This window comes from Pseudomonas sp. SG20052 (assembly GCF_031766055.1).
Classification (GTDB): domain Bacteria; phylum Pseudomonadota; class Gammaproteobacteria; order Pseudomonadales; family Pseudomonadaceae; genus Aquipseudomonas; species Aquipseudomonas mandelii.
This window is the reverse complement of the sequence record NZ_CP134498.1, coordinates 1,450,925-1,472,428: the sequence shown is the minus strand read 5'-3', so window position 1 is coordinate 1,472,428 and position 21,504 is coordinate 1,450,925. Positions and strand designations below refer to the sequence as shown.

Here is a 21,504-nt window from a genome sequence, read left to right as displayed (position 1 = left end):
GTGTCGACCATGAACAATTCACTGTTCGGGCTCCCGCCCCGCGCCGGGCTGGGGCTCAAGACCGGGCACTTGCGTGAAGTGCTCGGTTCAAAGCCGGACATCGGCTTCTTCGAAGTCCACGCCGAAAACTACATGGTGGCCGGCGGCCCTTTTCATCATTACCTGGGGTTGATCCGCGAGCAGTATCCGCTGTCGCTGCATGGCGTTGGCCTGTCCATCGGTGCCGAAGGTCCGCTGGATGTTCAACACCTGCAACGCCTTGCCGAGCTGATCGAGCGCTATCAACCCCACTCCTTTTCCGAACACCTGGCCTGGTCCAGCCATGGCCCGGTGTTTCTCAATGACTTGCTGCCACTGGCCTACGACAACGCGACGTTGAACCGCGTCTGCGAACACATCGACCAGGTGCAAACCACTCTCAAACGCCCAATGCTGCTGGAGAACCCGGCGACGTACCTGGCGTTCAAACGCTCGACGATCGATGAGGCCGACTTCATCAGCGAAGTCATTCGCCGCACAGGCTGCGGGCTGTTGCTGGACGTGAACAACGTTTACGTGTCGAGCATCAATCATCAACGCGATCCTGTGGCCTACATCGATGCCCTGCCCCTTCATGCCGTCGGCGAGATTCATCTGGCCGGATTTGCCGAAGACACCGACAGCCTCGGTGACCGTCTGTTGATCGACGATCACGGCGCGCCCATCGACAACGCCGTGTGGGCGCTGTACGTGCAAGTGCTGGAGCGTGTCGGGCCAGTAGCAACGCTGATCGAACGCGACAATCAGGTGCCAGCCTTCGGCGTATTACACGCCGAAGCGCGTCAGGCCGATGAGTTGTTGCGATGCGCCGAGGCCCGGTCATGAGCAATCACGCCGATTTCGCCGCCGCCCTGCTTGATCCGGAGCGGCCCTGCCCTGACGGATTATTCAGCGTCAATGGCGCCGATCCGGCCAGCCGTTTCGCGGTGTATCGCAACAATGTGCAGGCCTCGCTGATCAACGCGTTGGCGGACAGTTACCCCGTGATTGTGCAATTGGTCGGCGATGAATTCTTCCGGGCCATGGCCGGTGTTCATGTGCAAGGCTCCCCGCCCCGCAGCCCGCTGATGAATGACTACGGGCATGATTTCGCAGCCTTCATCGAAGGCTTTGCGCCCGCCGCCAGCGTGCCTTATCTGGCCGATGTCGCCCGATTGGAGCGCCTGCGCGTCATCGCGTATCACGCGGCCGATGCGCAGCCCCTGGAGCATGAGCAGATCGCCGCAGCACTGGTCGACCCGCAAGCCCTGAGCGAGCTCACCGTCGAACTTCATCCCTCTCTCAACCTGTTGAGTTCTGCCTTCGCGGTGGTGGCGATCTGGGCGGCGCATCAACAGGAAACAACGCTGGCGGGGATTGACCTGAGCCAGGGACAACACGCGCTGGTGTTACGCAATGGCCTGGACGTTGAAGTATTCGCCCTTGATCAAGGTGCCAGCGCGTTCATCCAGTATCTGCAAAACGGCCAGTCACTGATGCAAGCGCTGGAAGCCGCCCCCGCCTTCGACCTCAGCCAAACCCTGGCGCTGCTGATCAGCCGCAACGCCATCACTCACTTGCATAACAACAAGGTATCGCCATGAACATCCGGACCGAATCACAGAACCCCATCGTTCGCGCCATCGCGTTACTGGAGATGATTCCCCGCAGTCTGATCGCCTTTATCGCGCGCTTCTCGATTGCGGCGGTGTTCTGGAAGTCCGGGCAAACCAAGGTCGAAGGCCTGGCCATCGACCTGTTTGACGGCTCCTTCCAGCTTGGCGTGCCGCATCTGGCGGACTCGACCATCCCGCTGTTCCAGAGCGAGTACCACGTGCCATTGCTGTCCCCGGAACTGGCGGCGCACCTGGCCGCCTTCGCCGAGCATGTCTTCCCGATGCTGATCCTGATCGGCTTAGCCACGCGATTTTCGGCGCTGGCCTTGCTGGGCATGACCCTGACCATTCAACTGTTCGTGTACCCCGACGCCTACCCGACCCATGGCACTTGGGCGGCGGTGTTGCTGTACCTGATGGCGACCGGGCCGGGGAAATTGTCGATCGATCATCTGATCGCCCGCCATTTCGCCCGGTAAACACCTTCCCCTGTGGGAGTGAGCCTGCTCGCGATAGCGCTGTGTCAGTCAACATCAATGCTGAATGTCACACCGCTATCGCGAGCAGGCTCACTCCTACAAGGGGTGGATGTGGGCGGCTATTGCTGGAGACGCGCCAATGCCTCGCCGCTGCGTTTAAACCAATCAATCAAGTAGTCCGCCAACACCTGCGTGCGTTTGGGCAGTCCGCCCTGATACGGATGCACCAGGTACATCGGCATGCTCCGCGTCTGATAATCACGCAGGAGCCAGCGCAATCGCCCGTCAGCCAATTCCGTTTGCAGCAGGTAGGAAGGCAACCGCGCAATGCCGGCCCCTGCCAGCGCTGCTTTTTTCAACAGGCTGTAGTGATTGCTGGCAAACGGACCCGACACCCGCACCCGCAGCAACTCGTGCTGCTGGTGATACAGCCATTCTTCGCGACCGCTGTAATGGCTGTTGAGCAGACAGCGATGGTCGGCCAACGCCTGGGGCGTCTGCGGCTCACCGTACTGTTCGAGATAGGCCGGGCTGGCGCAGGTCATTTCGTGCCAGGCCAGCAGAGGACGCGCGACCAAGCGTTGGTCATTGGCCACTTCGGAGCGGATGGCCAGGTCAAAACCGTCTCGGGACAAATCGTGAAAGCTGTTGTTGAGGTCCAACTCGATCTGCACCTCGGGATATTGGCGGGAAAATTCCAGCAACAAGCCATCGAAGAAGGTTTCCCCCAGCGAGACCGGAACCGTCATGCGCACCGGCCCGGCCATGTCGTCCTTCAACCGCGCCAACGCCTGACGCGCCTTCTCGACTTGAACCACCAGCGCCTGGGCTTGAGGCAACAGCGCCGCGCCCGCCGCCGTCAAACTCAAACGGCGGGTGGTGCGTTGCAGCAGGACCACAGAGAACCGTGTTTCCAGCAAGCTGATGCGCTTGGACAGCTGCCCCTTGCTGCAACCCAATTGCTGCGCCGCCAGGGTGAAACTGCCCGCTTCGATCAACACCGCGAACGCCGCCAGATCATCCATCTCGCTCATGGATTGTTTCCATTTGAAAACCAAAGGTTGCCTATTAGCGCGCTTATCAATGGAAAAAACCACTCTAGACTGCAACCTCGTTCAACCACTTCGAGGAACAGCACGATGAAAATTCTTTTGATAGGCGCAGGTGGCACCATCGGTTCAGCGGTCGACAAGGAACTGTCCCAGCGCCACGACATCATTCGCATCGGCCGTAACAGCGGCGACTTCAATGTGGATATCAGCGACAGCGCCTCGATCCGCAAGCTGTTCGAGCAAACCGGTAAATTCGATGCGCTGGTCTGCGCTGCCGGCAACGTGACCTTTGCACCGCTGGATGAAATGAGCGAAGAAAGCTTTGCGCTGGGCTTGAAAGACAAGCTGATGGGCCAGGTCAATCTGCTGCTGATCGGCCGTGAATTCGCCAATGACGGCGCCTCGTTCACCTTGACCACTGGCGTGCTCAGCCACGACCCGATTCGCAGCGGCGCCTCGGCGGCATTGGTCAACGGCGCGCTCGACAGCTTCGTGCGTGCGGCGGCCATCGAACTGCCCCGCGGCTTGCGGGTGAACTCGATCAGCCCGACCGTTCTGCTCGAAGCCATGGGCAGTTACGCGCCGTACTTCCGGGGCTACAAGCCGGTTCCCGCAGCGGATGTGGCATTGGCCTACGCCAAAAGCGTAGAGGGCCTACAGACCGGCCAGACCTTTCACGTCGGCTGACACACCACCCTCACTGTAGGAGCGAAGCTTGCTCGCGAAAGCGTTCTGTCATTCATGACGATGCTGGATGCACTGGCCCCTTCGCGAGCAAGCTTCGCTCCTACAGGAGATCGAACATCGCCGGGGTTGTGATGAACGGTCAGGCTGCGTAACGTGGCGGCACTTGTCTGGAGAGCCAAAGATGCGTGTTGCCCGTTCCTTAGTCCTTGTCGCCCTGCTTCCGCTGTTTGCCGCCTGCCAATTGTTTGATGGCCCGCGTGAAAGCGCCTCCCACGTGGGCCAGACCCGCCTGCAGGGCCAGTTGACGGCAGCGGACGGCAAGTTGCTGTTCCAGCCGTGCAATGAACAGCGCAGTTATGTGGTCAATGACAGCGGTGGCACCAGCGTCTTGCAAGAGGCCGCGGCCCTCGCCGATGCCCAGGGCAAGCTGTTCGCCGACGTGCGTGGGCAAATCGTCGACAGTCGCCTTGATCTTGAACAGCTGTACCGCGTCGAACGCTCCGGCGCCGCCTGCGACGATCCCAATTTCAAATTGCTGATCCTGCGCGCCGCCGGCCACTCGCCAGAGTGGAACGTCAAGGTCAGCGGCAAAGGCATGGTTATCGACCGTGCCGGCCAGCCGCCCCTGGCCGTGCCCTATGTTGAAGAACAGCTGGGCGATGGCCGTTTCAATCTCAGCACCGAAGCCAATAACCAGCACATCGAACTGTGGGTCGCGCCGCAACGTTGCGTCGACAGCACCACCGGCAGCGTCCAGCACATGAGCGCCGAGCTGCGCATCGATGGTCAGGTGCAACGCGGTTGCGGGTATTTCGGCGGCTCGCGTAACGACTGATCGTTTTTGCCTCACGGGACCGGCGTTTGGGGCTTATAATCGCCGCCTTCAAACGCCTTGGCGCAGTTGTGCGCCCCGCGAACCGGATCCCGTCATGTTACGAATCACCGAACTCAAGTTGCCGATCGACCATCCCGATGAAGACCTGCGCCCTGCCATCGTGCAGCGCCTGGGCATCGCCAGCGATGACCTGCTCGATTTCACCTTGTTCAAGCGCAGCTACGATGCGCGCAAAAAGTCCTCTGAACTGTGCTTCATCTACACCATCGACCTCACCGCCAGGGATGAGGCCGCGTTGCTGCACAAGTTCGCCGATGACCGTAACGTCAACGTGGCACCGGATGTCAGCTACAAAGTGGTCGGCCAGGCGCCGGCGGATCTTGAACAACGTCCTGTCGTCGTGGGTTTTGGTCCGTGCGGGATTTTCGCCGGGCTGCTGCTGGCGCAAATGGGCTTCAAGCCGATCATCCTCGAACGCGGCACCGAAGTGCGTCAGCGCACCAAAGACACCTGGGGCCTGTGGCGCAAAAGCGTACTCAACCCTGAATCCAACGTGCAGTTTGGCGAGGGCGGCGCGGGGACATTCTCCGACGGCAAGCTCTATAGCCAGATCAAGGACCCGAAATTCATCGGTCGCAAAGTCCTGCACGAGTTCGTCAAGGCCGGCGCCCCGGAAGAAATCCTCTACGTCAGCAAACCGCACATCGGTACGTTCCGACTGACCGGCGTCGTGGAAAACATGCGCGAGCAGATTCGCGCGCTGGGCGGCGAAGTGCGCTTCCAGCAGCGGGTCACCGACGTGTTGATCGAGGACGGCCAACTGGTCGGCGTCGAGCTCAATGGTGGCGAACAGATTCATTCGAAACACGTGATTCTTGCCTTGGGCCACAGCGCCCGGGACACCTTCCGCATGCTTCACAGCCGTGGCGTGTTCATGGAAGCCAAGCCGTTCTCGGTGGGCTTCCGCATCGAGCACCCGCAGTCGCTGATCGACCGCGCACGCCTGGGCAAGTACGCCGGCCACCCGAAACTCGGGGCGGCCGACTACAAACTGGTGCACCACGCCAAGAACGGTCGTTCGGTGTACAGCTTCTGCATGTGTCCGGGCGGCACCGTGGTAGCGGCGACATCCGAGCCGGGCCGCGTGGTCACTAACGGCATGAGCCAATACTCGCGTAACGAGCGTAACGCCAACTCCGGGATCGTCGTCGGGATCACCCCGGAAGTCGATTACCCGGGCGGCCCGCTGGCGGGTATCGAGTTGCAGGAACGCCTGGAATCCCACGCTTACGTGTTGGGCGGCAGCAACTACGAAGCCCCGGCGCAGTTGGTCGGTGACTTCATCGCCGGCAAGCCGTCCACCGAGTTGGGCAGCGTAGAACCGTCCTATAAACCGGGTGTTGCCTTGGGTGATCTGGCGCTGGCTCTGCCTGCGTTTGCCATTGAAGCCATTCGTGAAGCTCTGCCGGCGTTCGAAAAGCAGATTCGCGGTTACTCGCTGCATGACGCGGTGTTGACCGGGATCGAGACGCGCACCTCGTCGCCGCTGCGCATTACCCGCAACGAGTCGATGCAGAGCCTGAACGTGAAAGGTCTGTTCCCGGCGGGTGAAGGCGCGGGTTATGCGGGCGGGATTCTGTCGGCGGGTGTCGACGGGATTCGGATCGCCGAAGCCGTGGCCCGCGACATCCTCGGCCTGGAAGCCTGAAATAACACCCCACTTGTCGGAGCGAGGCTTGCTCGCGAAGAACGATAATGCGGTCTTTTAGGAAGACCGCGTCAACTTCTTCGCGGGCAAGCCTCGCTCCTACAGGGGGGTGGTATCAGATATTCGCGCGTAAAACGTTGGTGGGAAGCGGTTCACCGCGCTCGACACTCCCCGCCACAACCTCCATCAACCCACTCAACTCATACCCTTGGGCCTTGAGCCAATCCTGGTCGTAATAGCTGGTCTCATACCGCTCGCCGCCGTCGCACAGAATCGCCACGATCGACCCCGACTCCCCCGCCGCTGCCATCTGCCCGGCCGCCATCAAGGCACCGATCAGGTTGGTCCCGCTCGACCCGCCGACACGCCGTCCCAAATGTTGCGCCAGGTAATGCATGGCTGCCAGCGACAACGCGTCCGGCACCTTGACCATCGCATCGATCACCTTGGGCAGAAACGACGCCTCGACCCGTGGCCGGCCAATGCCTTCAATCCGAGAACCATGGTCCAGTCGCAGGCTGGCATCCCCCGTCTTGTAGAAATCGAAGAACACCGAACGCTCGGCATCGGCGCACAACACGCGGGTGCAATGCTGGCGATAACGCACGTATCGACCCAGCGTCGCGGTGGTGCCGCCGGTGCCGGGGCTGGAAATCAGCCAGCTCGGCTCCGGGTACCGTTCAAAACGCATTTGCTGGAAGATCGACTCGGCGATGTTGTTGTTCGCCCGCCAGTCAGTGGCGCGTTCGGCATAGGTGAACTGGTCGATGAAATGCCCGTCATGTTCGCGGGCCAGGCGCTCGGACTCGGCGTAGATCTGCGTCGGATCGTCGACCAGATGACTCTTGCCGCCGTAGAACGCGATCTGCGCGATCTTCTCTTTGGACGTGGTCGCCGGCATCACCGCAATGAACGGCAAGCCCAGCAACCTGGCGAAGTAAGCCTCGGAAATCGCCGTCGAACCGCTGGACGCTTCAATCACCGGCGCGCCGGGTTTGAGCCAGCCGTTGCACAAGGCATAGAGGAACAACGAGCGCGCCAGTCGGTGCTTGAGGCTGCCGGTGGGATGGCTGGACTCGTCCTTGAAGTACAGCTCGATGCCCGTAAACCCCGGGAGCGGCAAAGGGATCAGGTGGGTGTCGGCGCTGCGCTGGAAGTCGGCTTCGATGATCCGGATGGCTTCGCGGGCCCACTGTCGGTTGTCGCTCATGATGGTTTTTCTCGTTGAGTCGGCCTTCGTGCAAGGCTCAGCCCATAAGCTTAGGAAAAATCCCACGCCACGCACAGATACAGCTGAGGCCCAATACGTTTGGCAACTGCTAGGCTCATCTCCGTGCCAACCCCTCGCGCTGCAACGGTATATAACAAAAAAGAATATAACTTTTGTTTTAACAACTAACGGTACGGGTTAGGGTGTGCCACCTTTTTGATTTTTCGATGGAGAGCGACCTTGCCTCTGCGTAGCACTTTCACGCGTTTCTTTCAGTTGGAAGCTGCCAGCGGTCTGTTATTGATCGCCGCGGCAGCCCTGGCTTTGATCATCAACAACTCCCAGTTGTCGTGGCTGTACAGCAGTTTCCTCGACACGCCGGTGGTGGCGCAGATCGGTGCGCTGCAAATCGCCAAACCGGCGCTGCTGTGGATCAACGACGGCCTGATGGCCCTGTTTTTCCTGCTGATCGGCCTGGAAGTGAAGCGCGAAGTCCTCGACGGCCAGCTGTCGAAACCTTCGCAGATCGTCCTGCCCGGCGCGGCAGCGATTGGCGGCATGGTCGTTCCGGCACTCCTCTATTGGTTTCTCAATCGTGACAACCCGGCAGCCCTGAGTGGCTGGGCCATTCCGATGGCCACTGACATCGCCTTCGCCCTCGGCGTTCTCGCCCTGCTAGGCAAGCGCGTGCCGGTGTCGCTGAAACTGTTCCTGATGACCCTCGCGATCATTGACGACCTCGGCGCCATTATCGTCATTGCGATCTTCTACTCCGGCACGCTGTCGACACTTTCGCTGGCATTGGCTGCGTCGTGCATCGTCGCCTTGATCGCGATGAACCGGCTCGGCGTGGTCAAGCTCGGGCCGTACATGATCATCGGTTTGATCCTCTGGGTCTGCGTGCTCAAGAGCGGCGTCCACGCGACGCTGGCTGGTGTGACCCTGGCGTTCTGCATTCCCTTGCGCACAAAAAATGCCGAACCGTCACCGCTGCTGACCCTCGAACACGCCCTGCATCCCTGGGTGGCCTACGGCATTCTGCCGCTGTTCGCCTTCGCCAACGCCGGCCTGTCGCTCAGCGGCGTGACCATGGAAAGCTTCACTCACCACGTGCCGATGGGCATTGCGGTGGGCCTGCTGCTGGGCAAAACCGTCGGTGTGTTCGGCCTGACCTGGCTGGCCGTGAAAATTGGCATCGCCGCCCTGCCCCAAGGCGCCAACTGGGGCCAGGTGCTGGGTGTCGCGATCCTCTGTGGTATCGGCTTCACCATGAGCCTGTTTGTCGGCTCCCTGGCCTTCGAGCCGGGTGTCAGTGAATACGCCGGAATGGACCGGATGGGTATTTTGACCGGTTCGATTCTGGCGGCATTGATCGGTTATGCGGTGACAGCGGCAGCGAGCCGCAAGCGCACCGCACTGCCATCCTGAGCGAAAGAGAACCCTCTTAACGACAATCAGGATTCGTCCTACAGCCACGTTTGACCTCGTTCGTTAACGTCGCACAGCCCCTTATCCGGGGCTGTCGATGTGCGAGCGCAAGGAAGATCAATGGCTGGAAACAAGGATATCCCCCGGGTTAAAAACCCACCGTCCGGCGACGGACACCACGTCACTCACCGCTTCATGACGGCCTCCGAACTGGCCGAGCGGGACGCCCGACAAAACGCTTACGACGCCATGCTCGCCAGGCAAGAGGCCTTCGAGCTCAGTCGTGAGATCGCCCCCAAAAGGGACGAATCGGCTCGTGCTGGATGCGTCTTCGCCAAGTCCTGCAAACTGCCGGACGCCATCATCGACTACTCGAATCCTTCGGGCATGGTACCCACCGACTGCCTCAAGGATTACGGGGAAATCGCCTGGCTAGGTGCCCGCGAAGCGGACGATGCCGGGCTGCTGAATCTCGAAACCATCAGCGGCAGTACGCTCTCGCTCGGCATTGGCCGACTCGCCCTGAGTGCTCCGACGCTCGCGGCTCCGGTGGCCGCAATCGGCGCCGCCGGGGCCACCGCGCTGGCTACGGTGGTCGCGCTGTTCTGGACGCCAAGCCTGGGCGACAGCGCGCTGTATACCGAAGATCAGTTGCGCGCTCTGAAACAGGCCAGGACCCGCGTTCGCTTGCAGGTCGAGCAACAGGCGGATGGCCGTCTCAAGGGTTATGGCTTCTACACCGGCAAGAACCGCGATTGGGAAATGGTCGATGTCGTGCAGTTCACCTTGCGCGACAGTCAGCAGGTGGCGGATCTAGGGGATGGGGTTGAGCTGATCTGGACACCGGCAGTGGATGGTTCAGACATCCTTGGGATTCCGGCGCTGGAGGCTGCTCCGCAAGCGCCGCATATTTGGGTGTATCCGCCGACGAAAGCGGCTGACGGGATTATTGTGAATCCGGTGTATCCGCCTGATTACAAGGATTTCATTCTTGTGTTTCCGGTGGGGTCGGGGGTGCAACCGGTCTACATCGTTCTGAGTGTCGCGGGAGACCTGAAGTACTACCCTGCGCCAACAGCATTACCAGCTTTTCCAGATATAAAACCTGCGCCGATGAAAACTTCCGTGCGGGGCGGCGGCAAAAAACGCAGACGCTGGAAGGATCCGTCAGGAAGAATTTATGAATGGGACTCACAACATGGCAAGGTTGAGTTGTACACGAAACAAGGAAAACATCTGGGAGAGTACAACCCGGAAACCGGAGAGCAGACAAAACCTGCCGACCCGGCAAGGAGAGTAGAAAAATGAAACATGTAATAGAGGTTTTCGACCGTCAGACTGAAGATCTGCTTCTTACCGTAGAGGTCCCTGCCAGTCGACGTAAAGATTTGAGAGTGCTGATGAACTGGCAGCAACCGGACGACGAATTCGACGGTCACGACTTGTCTGCAGAACAAGTAAAGGTATTGGAAGACTGGACAGGAAAATCCCTCATGAGTGCAAATAACATCGTACAACTGGTATGCACAGAATGACTCGGAGCTATCCAGATGTACGCCATGCAGTTGAGGTCTTCGATAAAAAAACAGAGTTTTTAGTGTTTGAAGTGCCATCCCCAGGGAGAATATTGAACAACCGAGACTAGTAATGAAATGGGGCGAACCAGAAGACAAAATCTATGGTTACGATCTTGATAGTGCTCAGATAACGCAGTTGGAAGCTCTGATCGGCATTACGTTCTACGACCCGCAGTACGATTTTCAGATCGGAAGCCATGCAAGCAAGTAATTTTCTACTCGCACAAAAAACCCCAACCAGTCACCCGGCCGGGGTTTTCTTTTACCGCTCGTTCCCGCTTAGTGCGTAACGCGGCTCGTACCGTCAACCGTCGCAATCCGTACCCGCTCGCCCACGCGGAACACTTCATTCTCCTGAACCTGCTGCACATAGGCGCGCATGCTGCCGTCGTCTTCACGGACGGTGATTTCCACGCCTTGGGTGCGGGTCAGGCCTTCTTCAGTGGCTGAACCGAGCAGGCCGCCCGCCACGGCGCCGATGACCGCAGCGACGATGCTGCCTTTACCGCCGCCGATGGCGCTACCGCCGACACCGCCGACGACTGCGCCCGCTGCGCCGCCGATCGGGGTCTTGGTGCCTTCGATTTTCACCGGACGCAAGGATTCGATGGTGCCCATGCGAACGGTCTGCACACGACGCGCTTCGTCACGGGAATAGGAGTCACCGGTCAGGCTTGATTGGCAGCCGGTAAGCAACATCGCCATCGTGGAAAAGGAAGCAACCAGCAGAACAGACTTACGCATAGCATCAACTCCAAAGGACAAGTATTCATTAAACTCCGCAGCTTGACGTCTGTCACGGCATCGCCCGGATAAAATTGGTTTCATTCAGGCTCGGTACAGGCGCCTCGGAACTCACCACACAGTAGCGGCAAACCGAAAAACCTGCCCCACTGACCCAAGGATTTTCATGGATTACTTCATCATTGTTGTCACCACGGTCGCCGGTTTGTACTTCCACTGGTGGCTGTACGTGCGGATCAAACGCTGGATGGACCGCGATCTGGCGTTGGCGCTGGCGGGTAAAGACGAGCAGAAAAAAGCGTTCATGCTCGAGCAACTGGCAAGCGCTCAGGCGCAGAAGATCAAGCGCCGGGACCTGCCCCAGTGGCTTGAAGCCGCTGCGGCAGGCTATCCCGATCGGTAGACTGCTTAAGGTGCCAGACGTTCAAGAATCCAGTCGGCGCCTTGCAAACGGTAGTTGAGGCGATCGTGCAGGCGGCTCGGACGGCCTTGCCAGAACTCGATGCGCTCGGGTAGCAAGCGGTAACCGCCCCAATGTTCCGGGCAGTGCGGTTGAGTGTCGCTGAAACGTTGCTCGGTGTTCTTGAGCAGCGCTTCCAGTTCAGCACGATCGGCGATCACCCGGCTCTGGGGCGAAGCCCAGGCACCGAGACGACTGCCCAGCGGGCGGACCTGGAAATAGGCGTCGGACTCTTCAGCCGTAACCTTCACCACCCGCCCTTCGATGCGCACCTGGCGCTCCAGGGTCGGCCAGAAAAACGTCATGGCGGCGAACGGGTTTGCCGCCAGATGCTGGCCTTTGGCGCTGTCGTAGTTGGTGAAGAAGGTGAAACCCTCTTCGTCCAGGCCCTTGAGCAGCAGAATGCGGCAATGCGGCCGACCGTCCTGATCGACGGTGGCCAGGGTCATGGCATTGGCCTCCACCGGCGGTTGCTCGGTTTTCACCGCGTCCGCAAACCACTGATGGAACAGTCCGAACGGCTCGGCCGGAGCTTGCGCCTCGGTCAGACCGTCACGGGTGTAGTCGCGACGCATATCAGCCAGGCCCTGGGTCATGGCGCATTCCTTTTGGTTAACGAATCACTTCTTTGCAGCATCGGCAGCGGCGACTTTCTTGTCAGCCGCTGCGGCTTTTGCTGGGGCAGTCTTTTTCGCCGGGGTCGCGGTTTTAGCCGGTGTCTTCTTGGCTGGAGCCTTGGCGGCTTTCTTGGCCGGGGCTTTTTTCGCAGCAGGCACAGCCGCTTTTTTCGCCGCAGGTGCAGGCGTGACAGGCTTGACCACTGGCTTGACGTCCTGGGCAGCGACCAGGCGAACGGGCGCCGGAGCCGGCATGTTGTACTTGCTCAGCAACGCGACCATGGTGTTTTGCGGAGTCACCAGCAATTCCACACGACGGTTCAAGGAGCGACCTTCGTTGCTGTCGTTGGCTGCACGAGGGGCTTCACCGCCCATGCCGCGCAGCATCAGGCGATCACGCTGCAAACCGCTGAGGCGGAAGATAGCAGCGACGGCTTGCGCACGCTCCTGGCTCAGTTTGACGTTGGCCGGTGCGGCGCCCGAGGTATCACTGTGACCCAGTACCAGGACGGCGGTCTTAGGATCGACTTCCAGGATTTTCGCGACGCGAGTGAACGGGCCTAGGGTAACGGGCAGCAACATGGCCGGACGGTCCGGGTTGAACGAGCCTTCTACCGGCGCGGTCACGACCAATACGTTTTCACGACGCTCAAGTTGCAGATTGCTGTCCTTGATCGCTTCACGCAGGCGCGGCTCGTAGTCGTCGAGCCAGGCTTGAGTGACTTTAGGATCCGGCATCGGCACGGCTTTGGCGGTGGGTTGATCTTTACCCCCGAACGGCCACCACCACTTTCCACCGGCTTCAGCTTCAGCCTTGGCCACTTCGACAGGCTTGGCTTCGGGTTTTACTTCCGGCTTTTTGTCGAGCGCTTCATCGGAGCCGAACGGCCAATACCAAGGGTTGGAACTTTCAGCTTTGGTCACTGGAGCCGCGGCGGCCGTTTTCAAAGGGGCTGGGGTCGGGGCCGGAGCCGGCTCTTTCGCTGCGACTTTGTCGGAGGAGCCGAACGGCCACCAGCTGCTGCCATCCGAATCACTTTGTGGGGTCTGTGCACAACCGGTGATCGCGACACACAGGGCCAAGGCAAGGGTGGTTTTATTGAATGACATTGGATATCCACAAAAATGAAATCATAAAAAATCAGGCCGGCGTGACCGGATAAACAGACGGTTGGAAACCATAATGGCCTTCGGGTTCCGGCCCTGGAGCCCGAGAGTGCGTATTACAGACAAGTGGCCAGTACCCGCGCAAGCTTCTGCGCGCGCGGATCCATCAAGACGTAAGGCCCCAGTGTATTTGTCACAAATCCGAAGGCCACATCATGTTCCGGGTCGGCAAAACCGATGGAGCCGCCAGCGCCCGGATGGCCGAATGCACGCGGGCCGAGGCCGTAAGTCGCATTGGGAACGTCCGGTTGATCGAGCATGCAACCCAGGCCAAAACGGGTCCGGGTCAATAAAGTCTTGTCTTCGCCAAGGCTGTGTTCGCGGGTCAGTTCCTCGAGCATTTCGCTTTCCAGCAGGCTGCCATCAAGCAGGCCGGCGTAGAAACCAGCAAGGCTACGGGCGTTACCGTGGCCATTGGCGGCGGGTTGTTGCATCCGGCGCCATTCGGGTTTGTTGGTGCTGGTCATGATCGACGGCGGGTTAGTGAAGGCCCGGGTGGTCATGGCGGTCGGCTCGCGCATAGTCACTTGCAGCAAGCGCTGGGCCGCCGCATCGCCAACGTTGCCCTTGCCGCGGGCGATGTGCGCCACGCGATGGAACTCTTCGTCCGCCAGGCCCACATGGAAATCCAGCCCTAACGGCTTGGCGACCCGCGCCACAATCGATGAGCCCGGCCCACGACCGTCGGCACGGCGCAGCAACTCGCCCACCAGCCAGCCATAGGTGATTGCCGCGTAACCGTGGCCTTCGCCCGGTGTCCACCACGGCGTTTCGGCAGCAAGGGCATCGACCATGGTGTACCAGTCGTAGAGCGCTTCGGGTGCCAGCAACTCGCGCAGTGCCGGCAGACCGGCCTGATGGCAGAGCAACTGGCGCAAGGTGACGGAGTCTTTGCCGGCAGCGGCGAATTCGGGCCAGTAGCGCGCCACCGGGGCATCCAGTTGCAACTTGCCTTCGGCCACCAATTGCAGGGCGGTGACGGCAGTGAAGGTCTTGGTGCAGGAGAACAGGTTGGCGATAGTGTCGCTGTGCCAGGCTTCAAGGCCATCCTTGTCGGCGGTACCGGCCCAGAGGTCGAGGACGGTTTCGCCACCGACCTGGATGCACAACGCCGCGCCACGTTCCTGAGGATCGTCGAACAGCGCCGCGAACGCTTCACGCACTGCTTCGAACTTAAGCTCGTAATGACCCTGAATCTGCACCCGCAACTCCCCGGACTATCGTTCTACAAAGTGGCCCGCATTGTTCCAGCCATTGAAGGTTTTGGGAACAGGCGTGAGCCGGGCGGTCGGTTGCCCATGGATTGGATCAGAAATTTGTCGTGCAGGCTCGCTCCCCAGGGATCACGCAGGACCATGGTGGGAGCGAGCCTGCTCGCGAAGAACGATAACGCGGTCGAGCAGAACTCAGTGACCGTTGGCCGAATGGCCGCCGGCATGGCCCACACCTTGCCCCACGCCTTTGCCCGCATCACCTTTTTTACCGCCCTCGCCTTCATGGCTGGCTTTATCCGCTTCAGCCTTGGCCTTCTCAGCCTCCTTGCCCAACTGGTCAACGGTCGCCAGGTTGCTCTTGCGCACGCTGTCGACAAAGCCCTGGAACGGCAGATCGGTAATGCCCACCAGGCCAAAGTGACCGTTCTCGCCATCCAGCAGACGTCCGGTCACCGGTTGATCGAGGTACTGGAACCAGTGCACGCCGACAATCGACGGTTCGCTCAGCGCCTGTTTGAGGAAGTTGGCATAAGCCGGGCCACGGTCTTCTTCCTTGGCCAATTGCGTCACGCCGCCCCAGAAAGGACCGCGATCAGCGGAGCCGAAGTTGAACTCGGTGATCAGCACCGGTTTGTCCAGGCTGCGCAATTTGGCGAAGTCATAGCCGTCTTGCGGTTGCAGGGTGTACATGTTGAAGCTCAGTACGTCGCAATACTGGGCGCAGGACTCAACGGCTTCCGGGGTGCTGGTGGCGAAGCGACCGCCCAGCAGCAACTGGTTCGGAGCGTGCCACTTGAGCGAATCGGAGAGTGTCTTGAAGTAGGTATCGGCGAAGACCTTCTGGAAGTATTTGAAATCAGCCTCGATTTCCGGGTGTTCGGCGCTCGGCAGCGGCGGCACGAAACCCGGGTCTTCCATCAATTCCCAGGCCGGCAAGTCGATGCCCCACGCCTTGGAAAGGCCGGCCTGATTGCGGTACTTGTCGCGCAACTGCTTGAGAAACGCCCGTTTTGCCGGCACGTCGGTGGTCATTTTCAAGGTGCCGTAGGCCAGTGCGTAACGGGCTTTCGGATCGTCGCCGGGGCCGGCCCAGGCCAGTTCGTTGTCGGCGAAGTAACCGATCAGCCAGGGATCGTCGCGATGGTCGCGGGCGGCGATGGCAACGGCGCGTTCGGTGGCCATGGCGAAGCGTGGGTCGAACGGGTCGGGCATGCCGCCCCACCAATCGGTGCCGGTGCTGATGCTGGCGTAATCGCCGACGATCGACAGCGGCAAGGTGTACGGCACACGGTCAGCATTGGCCAGCGCCGGAGCGCTCCAGTTGCCGACCGTGTTGAAACCCCAGGCTTGCAGGCGGTCCAGGGTATGGCTGGCCCAGCGTTGTTCATCAACCACGGCTTTGCAGGGTTCAGCAGGTTTTTGCTCGACGGCTTTGGCGACGGTCGCTTCCTCCGCGCCGGTCTTGGCGGCTTCGGCGACGCCGGATTCGGCAGTCGTAGGTGCGACAGGTTGATCGGCGGCCTTGTCGGCCGTGGCCTCGACCGCATCAGCCTTGGCCGCTTCGGCGACACCGGCCTTGGTGTCGCTGCCCAGCGCGCACGGTTCGCCGTACAGGCGCTGCAAGTTAGCGCCATAGAAATCGTACCAGCGACCGGCGTTATAACCACGGCCCTGATCGGCGCCGTTGCCACCACGGTTGTCGCCTTCGCCATAATGACTGGCCAAGGGTTCTTCCGGTTTTGGCAGGGATTCAAACATCCACTCGCGGCCGGCGATGTAGGTCTGGTTGACGTTCGGGGTAACGGTATTGACCCCCAGCGAATAGAACGGATGCCCTTCCGGGGTCACCAGGTACCAGCGACCGTCACGTTTTTCCGTGCGGAAAAAACCGCTGGCCTTGAACGTCGGGCCTTTGTTCCAGCCGCCGAACTTGTCCAGGGACAACTTCTGGCGCTCGGCGAGCCAGGTTCTGGTTTGTTGCCGTTCTTTGGCGGCGGCGCTTTTCAGTTGCTCATCGCTACCGACCTTCTCCGGCCATTTGGCCCGGGTCGATTGACCGTAAGCGTCCACCAGGCCGCCGTATGCCGCCTTGGTCACCGCTTCACCGTCCTGCACGCCGAAGCGCTCAAGCAGGATACTTTGAGCTACTTTCGGCTGATCCATCGACAACGTCACCGACACCACCTGGCTGCGATCCAGCTCACCGGCGCTGCTGGCCAGCAATACCCGTTGGCCGTCAAACGTCATCGGCATCGGCGGCCCGGCCTTCATGCCCTGGCTCAGCGGCGAACTCGGTTGCAGCGGCACCAACAGGGTCTGCGCCGGTCCGGCGGGCAAGTCGACACGACTGATCAGGGTCTTGCCATCGTTGCTCTGGATTTTCACGTACAGGGTCACGGCCCAGTCCATCGCGCTCTGAATGCGCAAGCTCATGACACCTGACTGGGACCAGTCCCAGGCGCCGGTTTGCGGGGTCAGACGCAAGGTCGGTTGCGCCACCGGGTTGAACGTCACCCGACGCAGCACTTCACCTTCGGCCGTTTGCTCCGCATTGGATTGCGGCAGGCTGGCATCCTGAGTTGCCACCTGGACCACATCGGCGGGGCGCACAAAGTTGAACAGCGTCTGTTGGCCGGCAGGGGCTGCCAGCAAAGGGGCTGCGAACATCAGGGCGAAAACAGCAGGCAACGAACAGCGAATCATAGGAACGTGTTTCTCCCGAACGACCCTCAATGGGCCAATGGAAAGGTGGTGGCTGAACGATAGACAACGCGGTGGGCAAAAAAGCCCACCGGTGTTTCAGGAAATTTCGCGACGGAATGGCGGCAATGCGTTGAGGATTGCTTTGCCATAGCGCTGGGTGACCAGGCGCCGATCCAGCAGGGTGATGGTGCCGCGGTCTTCCTCGGTACGCAGCAAGCGACCGCAGGCCTGGACCAGTTTCAGCGAAGCGTCGGGCACGGAGATTTCCATGAACGGATTGCCGCCACGGGCTTCAATCCATTCGGCCAGGGCCGCTTCGACCGGGTCGTCGGGCACCGAGAACGGAATCTTCGCGATCACCACGTGTTCGCAATACGCACCGGGCAAGTCGACCCCTTCGGCAAAACTCGCCAGGCCGAACAGCACGCTGGAGTCTCCGCCATCAACACGCGCCTTGTGCTTGTTCAGGGTTTCCTGTTTCGACAGGTTGCCTTGAATGAACACTTGCTTGCGCCAGTCGCGGTCCAGGCCGTCGAACACGTCCTGCATCTGTTTGCGCGAGGAGAACAGCACCAGGGTGCCGCGCGAACCTTCCACCAAGGCTGGCAAGTCACGGATGATCGCGGCGGTGTGGGCCGGTGCGTCACGCGGGTCGGCTTTCAGGTCCGGCACCCGCAACACACCGGCGTCGGCATGATGGAACGGGCTCGGGACCACGGCAGTCACGGCTTTTTTTGGCAGGCCGGCACGCATGCGGAAACGGTCGAAGGTGCCGAGAGCGGTCAGGGTCGCCGAAGTCACTAGTGCGCCATAAGCGACGTTCCACAGGTTGCGCCGGAGCATTTCCGCGGCGAGGATCGGGCTGGCATTGACCTCGATGTCGAACAGCGAACCGCTTTCGGCCAGGGTCAGCCAGCGGGCCATGGGCGGGTTGTCTTCCGGGTCTTCAGCGGTGAACGCGACCCACAATTCCCAGTTGCCCGAAGAACGGGACAACAGGCTGCCGAACAGCGGATACCACTCTTCGGCCTGGTTGCTGGCGATGCCGATGTTGACCTCGCCGTCCATGCCTTCCTTGAGCAGTTCGGTGAGCCGGGTGAACAGGTCGGTCAGACGGGCATAGCCCTTCTTCAGCTCGACGCCCATTTCGCGCATGTGCTCGGGAATCACCCCGCCGACGAAACGGTGACGCGGGCGTTCGCGGCCTTCGACGTCTTCGCCGGGCTTGAAATCGGCCACCTGCTCGCACGCGGTGAACATGAACTGCTGCTGGGTCTTGATCTCGCGAGCCAACTCCGGCACCTGCTCGATCAACTTGCCCAGGTCACCCGGCAGCGGATGCTGGGCCAGTAGTTTGGTGAGGTTCTTGGCGGTGGTTTCCAGCCAGTCGGCGGTGGAACGCAGGCGCGTGTAGTGGGCGAAATGGCCGATGGCCTTGTCCGGCAGGTGGTGGCCTTCGTCGAATACGTAAATGGTATCGCGCGGGTCCGGCAGCACGGCGCCGCCGCCCAACGCCAGGTCTGCCAGGACCATGTCGTGGTTGGTGACAATCACGTCAACCTTGCCCATGCCTTCGCGGGCCTTGTAGAAGGCGCACTGGCCGAAGTTGGGGCAATGACGGTTAGTACACTGGCTGTGATCGGTGGTCAGGCGCGCCCAGTCGGCGTCTTCCAGGGCGGTGGACCAACTGTCGCGGTCGCCGTCCCATTTATTGCCGGCGAGCTTCTCGATCATGCTGGTGAAGAGCTTCTGACTGGCCTCATCGACCTCGATCTTGAAACCTTCTTCTTCGAACAGCTGAGCCGTGGCGGTTTGCGCGTGACCTTCCTGGAGCAACATGTCGAGCTTGGACAGGCACATGTAGCGCCCGCGCCCCTTGGCCAGGGCGAAGCTGAAATTCAGACCGCTGTTGCGCATCAGGTCGGGCAAATCCTTGTAGACGATCTGCTCTTGCAGGGCCACGGTGGCCGTGGCGATGACCAGGCGTTTGCCGGCGGCCTTGGCGGTGGGTATCGCCGCCAGGCTGTAGGCCACGGTTTTACCGGTACCGGTGCCGGCTTCCACCGCGACAATCGCGGGGTCGCCACTGCGCCGGCCTTCGTCGTCGGTGTCGATGTCACCGAGGACTTTGGCAATTTCGGCGATCATCAGGCGTTGGCCGTAGCGTGGTTTGAGGCTCTTGGCTTCAAGAAAACGCGAGTAGGCGCCCTGGATCGTGGTTTTGAGTTCGGTGCTGATCATGGATTGTCGGGCGCAAAAAACGCTGGATAAATTTTCAGTGGTTCGTATGGGCCGCTATCATACCCCGCTAATTAATCCCGCGCAGAACGGAGTACCTCAATGACACCTTTTGGCATCGTTTACACCCTGCACGTCCTGTCCGCCCTGGTGTGGGTCGGCGGTATGTTTTTCGCCTGGATGGTCTTGCGGCCTGCAGCGATGAAGGCGCTGGAGGGGCCTGCCCGTTTGAAGCTGTGGGTGGAAGTGTTTCAAGGTTTTTTCCGCTGGGTCTGGGTCGCGGTGGTGCTGTTGCCGATCAGTGGCGTGGGCATGATTCATCTGCAATACGCCGGGTTTGAGGCGGCGCCGCGGTATGTGCAGGTGATGATGGGCTTGTATGTGGTGATGACCGCGCTGTTTATCCGGATTCAAGCGTTGCTGCTGCCAGAGTTGCGCACGGCGGTGGGCGCACAGGATTGGCCGACCGGGGCTGCGACGCTTGGGAAGATTCGCAAGTTGGTGGGGATCAATTTGATTGTCGGGTTGGTGCTGGTGGCGATTGCTGCGGCCAGACCGATGTTCTAAAGCAAACAGTACAACTGTGGCGAGGGAGCTTGCTCCCGCTGGGTTGCGAAGCGGCCCCAAAATAGGACTGCTGCGCAGTCCAGCGGGAGCAAGCTCCCTCGCCACAGGATCTCGGTCGTTCTTACAACCTTTGAACGGTCACCGAACCCGCCGCACCCGCAGGCCCCGGCTGTCCATCAATCCCAGGACGACCGCTTTTGCCGCCATCGGCCTCGTAAACGAGGCAGCCCTTGGCCTTGCCGCCCGCGCCCGGCTTGCCGCCAGGCCCCGCGATGCCACCGGCACCACCCGCCACCTGAACCTTGATCTGTTCAACCGGATAATCCCGTGGCACTCCCAGCCTGACCAGCGCCCCCGGCGCCCCCGGCTGACCATCACTGCCATTGCTGCCATCGGCACCGCGGCCGGCCTGGCCCCATGTGCAACCCGGCGCCTGACCGTTGGCCCCATCGAGGCCGACAAAACCTGGCGCGCCCGCGCCACCGCGAGCGTCTACCGACAACAGCGGTGCATTCAGTACCTTGATCTGCAAATTCAGGTTGCGTCCGGAGCGAGCGGCCTTGAGGTAAGTCCCCGGCGCCCCACGAGCCGTGATCTGGCTGCCTTCAGACAATTCAGCACGACTGACTTTCAATTCCAGTACCTGTTCACTTGGCACGATGGCGATCCGCGCCTCACGCCCCAGATGCAATTCGCCGACGGTGACTTCGGTCACGTTCGAAGGAATCAACAAAGTGCCGTAATCGGCGACTTCCAGGCGTTCAAGCTGCAAGGTGCTGGCGGTGTTGGGCAGGCGCATCAATGAATTGGTTTCGACACTGACCACCTGGGCGCAGGCCAATGGGCTGATGAGTGCGGCGAGCAGACAGAGTTTACGCATGGGAAGCCTTCGATACGGTCGGAGCCGGGAGGGTTTGCAGGTGGAATACGCCGAAAAACAGGATCTTCAAGCGATCACGCCAAGGGTGGGCGCGACCTCTGAGGCTGCGGAAACAGAACACCGCCTCAAGCAGATGAAGAGACGCCAACACGCCGCCAGCCAGATTGACCAGCAGGTGCAACGGATTGACAAACGGCATCAGCAGATTGACCAGCACCACCAGCCAAAACAGCAGGGTCAACAACTTCCCCAGCCCCCAAAACACCTTCATACGCCCCCCGTTGAGAATTATTCTTTGCGCGCA

General features: G+C 60.7%; 21 protein-coding genes. 11 read left to right on the top strand and 10 right to left on the bottom strand.

All coding sequences use genetic code 11. The features are described 5' to 3' along the window. The first annotated feature begins 9 nt into the window (after window positions 1-9). From RHP74_RS06595 to RHP74_RS06585, 3 genes are read left to right on the top strand one after another with little or no spacing between them, the layout of a single operon-like run. On the top strand, window positions 10-864 hold the full coding sequence (locus RHP74_RS06595) for a DUF692 domain-containing protein (protein WP_311098449.1): 855 nt from the start codon (window positions 10-12) through the stop codon (window positions 862-864). Then, a complete protein-coding gene (locus RHP74_RS06590) occupies window positions 861-1,622 on the top strand; it encodes a DNA-binding domain-containing protein (RefSeq protein WP_311098447.1) in 762 nt (253 codons plus the stop codon). The genes RHP74_RS06595 and RHP74_RS06590 overlap by 4 nt, the downstream gene beginning before the upstream one ends. After that, window positions 1,619-2,113: a DoxX family protein gene (locus tag RHP74_RS06585; RefSeq protein WP_010462590.1), complete on the top strand. Its 495-nt coding sequence runs from the start codon at window positions 1,619-1,621 to the stop codon at window positions 2,111-2,113. The genes RHP74_RS06590 and RHP74_RS06585 overlap by 4 nt, the downstream gene beginning before the upstream one ends. Window positions 2,114-2,232: 119 nt before the next feature. Here RHP74_RS06585 and RHP74_RS06580 read toward each other — a convergent pair whose 3' ends face one another. Next, window positions 2,233-3,147, bottom strand: coding sequence for a LysR family transcriptional regulator (locus RHP74_RS06580; RefSeq protein WP_010462593.1), 915 nt, complete (start codon window positions 3,145-3,147; stop codon window positions 2,233-2,235). 105 nt (window positions 3,148-3,252) lie between these two features. On the opposite strand from RHP74_RS06580, the gene RHP74_RS06575 reads away from it, so the two are divergent. From RHP74_RS06575 to RHP74_RS06565, 3 genes are all read left to right on the top strand, one after another. After that, entirely contained in the window at window positions 3,253-3,852 is a 600-nt protein-coding gene (locus RHP74_RS06575) for a short chain dehydrogenase (RefSeq protein ID WP_083374876.1), read from the top strand. A 181-nt stretch (window positions 3,853-4,033) separates the two neighbouring features. Next, window positions 4,034-4,687: a COG3650 family protein gene (locus RHP74_RS06570; protein ID WP_010462597.1), complete on the top strand. Its 654-nt coding sequence runs from the start codon at window positions 4,034-4,036 to the stop codon at window positions 4,685-4,687. Window positions 4,688-4,781: 94 nt separating this feature from the next. Beyond that, on the top strand, window positions 4,782-6,395 hold the full coding sequence (locus RHP74_RS06565) for an NAD(P)/FAD-dependent oxidoreductase (RefSeq protein WP_077749565.1): 1,614 nt from the start codon (window positions 4,782-4,784) through the stop codon (window positions 6,393-6,395). Window positions 6,396-6,510: 115 nt separating this feature from the next. Here the strand turns inward: RHP74_RS06565 and RHP74_RS06560 are convergent, their stop codons facing one another. Then, on the bottom strand, window positions 6,511-7,608 hold the full coding sequence (locus RHP74_RS06560) for a PLP-dependent cysteine synthase family protein (RefSeq protein WP_311100439.1): 1,098 nt from the start codon (window positions 7,606-7,608) through the stop codon (window positions 6,511-6,513). 237 nt (window positions 7,609-7,845) lie between these two features. Here RHP74_RS06560 and nhaA point away from each other — a divergent pair, with 237 nt between their 5' ends. From nhaA to RHP74_RS06545, 3 genes are all read left to right on the top strand, one after another. Continuing rightward, complete coding sequence (gene nhaA, locus RHP74_RS06555) at window positions 7,846-9,033, top strand: Na+/H+ antiporter NhaA (protein WP_311098441.1); 1,188 nt, start codon at window positions 7,846-7,848, stop codon at window positions 9,031-9,033. A 120-nt stretch (window positions 9,034-9,153) separates the two neighbouring features. Continuing rightward, window positions 9,154-10,341, top strand: coding sequence for a colicin E3/pyocin S6 family cytotoxin (locus tag RHP74_RS06550; RefSeq protein WP_311098439.1), 1,188 nt, complete (start codon window positions 9,154-9,156; stop codon window positions 10,339-10,341). Then, window positions 10,338-10,568, top strand: a complete 231-nt coding sequence (locus RHP74_RS06545; RefSeq protein WP_311098437.1) for a hypothetical protein — start codon at window positions 10,338-10,340, stop codon at window positions 10,566-10,568. Before RHP74_RS06550 ends, RHP74_RS06545 begins: the two co-directional genes overlap by 4 nt. 321 nt (window positions 10,569-10,889) lie before the next feature. On the opposite strand, the gene RHP74_RS06540 is transcribed toward RHP74_RS06545, so the two are convergent. After that, complete coding sequence (locus RHP74_RS06540; RefSeq protein WP_010462609.1) at window positions 10,890-11,354, bottom strand: glycine zipper 2TM domain-containing protein; 465 nt, start codon at window positions 11,352-11,354, stop codon at window positions 10,890-10,892. Window positions 11,355-11,520: 166 nt separating this feature from the next. Here RHP74_RS06540 and RHP74_RS06535 point away from each other — a divergent pair, with 166 nt between their 5' ends. Next, a complete protein-coding gene (locus RHP74_RS06535) occupies window positions 11,521-11,757 on the top strand; it encodes a hypothetical protein (RefSeq protein WP_077749569.1) in 237 nt (78 codons plus the stop codon). A 5-nt stretch (window positions 11,758-11,762) separates the two neighbouring features. Here the strand turns inward: RHP74_RS06535 and pdxH are convergent, their stop codons facing one another. The 5 genes from pdxH to dinG form a co-directional block, all read right to left on the bottom strand. After that, window positions 11,763-12,410: a pyridoxamine 5'-phosphate oxidase gene (gene pdxH, locus RHP74_RS06530; protein ID WP_010462613.1), complete on the bottom strand. Its 648-nt coding sequence runs from the start codon at window positions 12,408-12,410 to the stop codon at window positions 11,763-11,765. Between the two features lie 24 nt (window positions 12,411-12,434). Then, a complete protein-coding gene (locus RHP74_RS06525; protein WP_010462615.1) occupies window positions 12,435-13,541 on the bottom strand; it encodes an OmpA family protein in 1,107 nt (368 codons plus the stop codon). A 113-nt stretch (window positions 13,542-13,654) separates the two neighbouring features. Next, the gene (locus RHP74_RS06520) at window positions 13,655-14,800 is read right to left on the bottom strand and encodes a serine hydrolase domain-containing protein (protein ID WP_077749571.1); all 1,146 of its coding nucleotides are present in this window, start codon (window positions 14,798-14,800) and stop codon (window positions 13,655-13,657) included. A 204-nt stretch (window positions 14,801-15,004) separates the two neighbouring features. Next, window positions 15,005-17,515: a beta-galactosidase gene (locus RHP74_RS06515; protein ID WP_311098431.1), complete on the bottom strand. Its 2,511-nt coding sequence runs from the start codon at window positions 17,513-17,515 to the stop codon at window positions 15,005-15,007. Window positions 17,516-17,611: 96 nt separating this feature from the next. Next, window positions 17,612-19,756 (bottom strand): ATP-dependent DNA helicase DinG, encoded by a 2,145-nt coding sequence (gene dinG, locus RHP74_RS06510; protein WP_077749573.1) that lies wholly within the window; start codon window positions 19,754-19,756, stop codon window positions 17,612-17,614. Between the two features lie 99 nt (window positions 19,757-19,855). On the opposite strand from dinG, the gene RHP74_RS06505 reads away from it, so the two are divergent. After that, the gene (locus RHP74_RS06505) at window positions 19,856-20,320 is read left to right on the top strand and encodes a CopD family protein (RefSeq protein WP_083374886.1); all 465 of its coding nucleotides are present in this window, start codon (window positions 19,856-19,858) and stop codon (window positions 20,318-20,320) included. Between the two features lie 121 nt (window positions 20,321-20,441). On the opposite strand, the gene RHP74_RS06500 is transcribed toward RHP74_RS06505, so the two are convergent. Together RHP74_RS06500 and RHP74_RS06495 are read right to left on the bottom strand one after the other, a co-directional pair. Beyond that, complete coding sequence (locus RHP74_RS06500; RefSeq protein ID WP_311098426.1) at window positions 20,442-21,200, bottom strand: collagen-like protein; 759 nt, start codon at window positions 21,198-21,200, stop codon at window positions 20,442-20,444. Next, on the bottom strand, window positions 21,193-21,471 hold the full coding sequence (locus RHP74_RS06495) for a DUF1145 domain-containing protein (RefSeq protein WP_010462628.1): 279 nt from the start codon (window positions 21,469-21,471) through the stop codon (window positions 21,193-21,195). The genes RHP74_RS06500 and RHP74_RS06495 overlap by 8 nt, the downstream gene beginning before the upstream one ends. Between the last annotated feature and the right edge of the window lie 33 nt (window positions 21,472-21,504).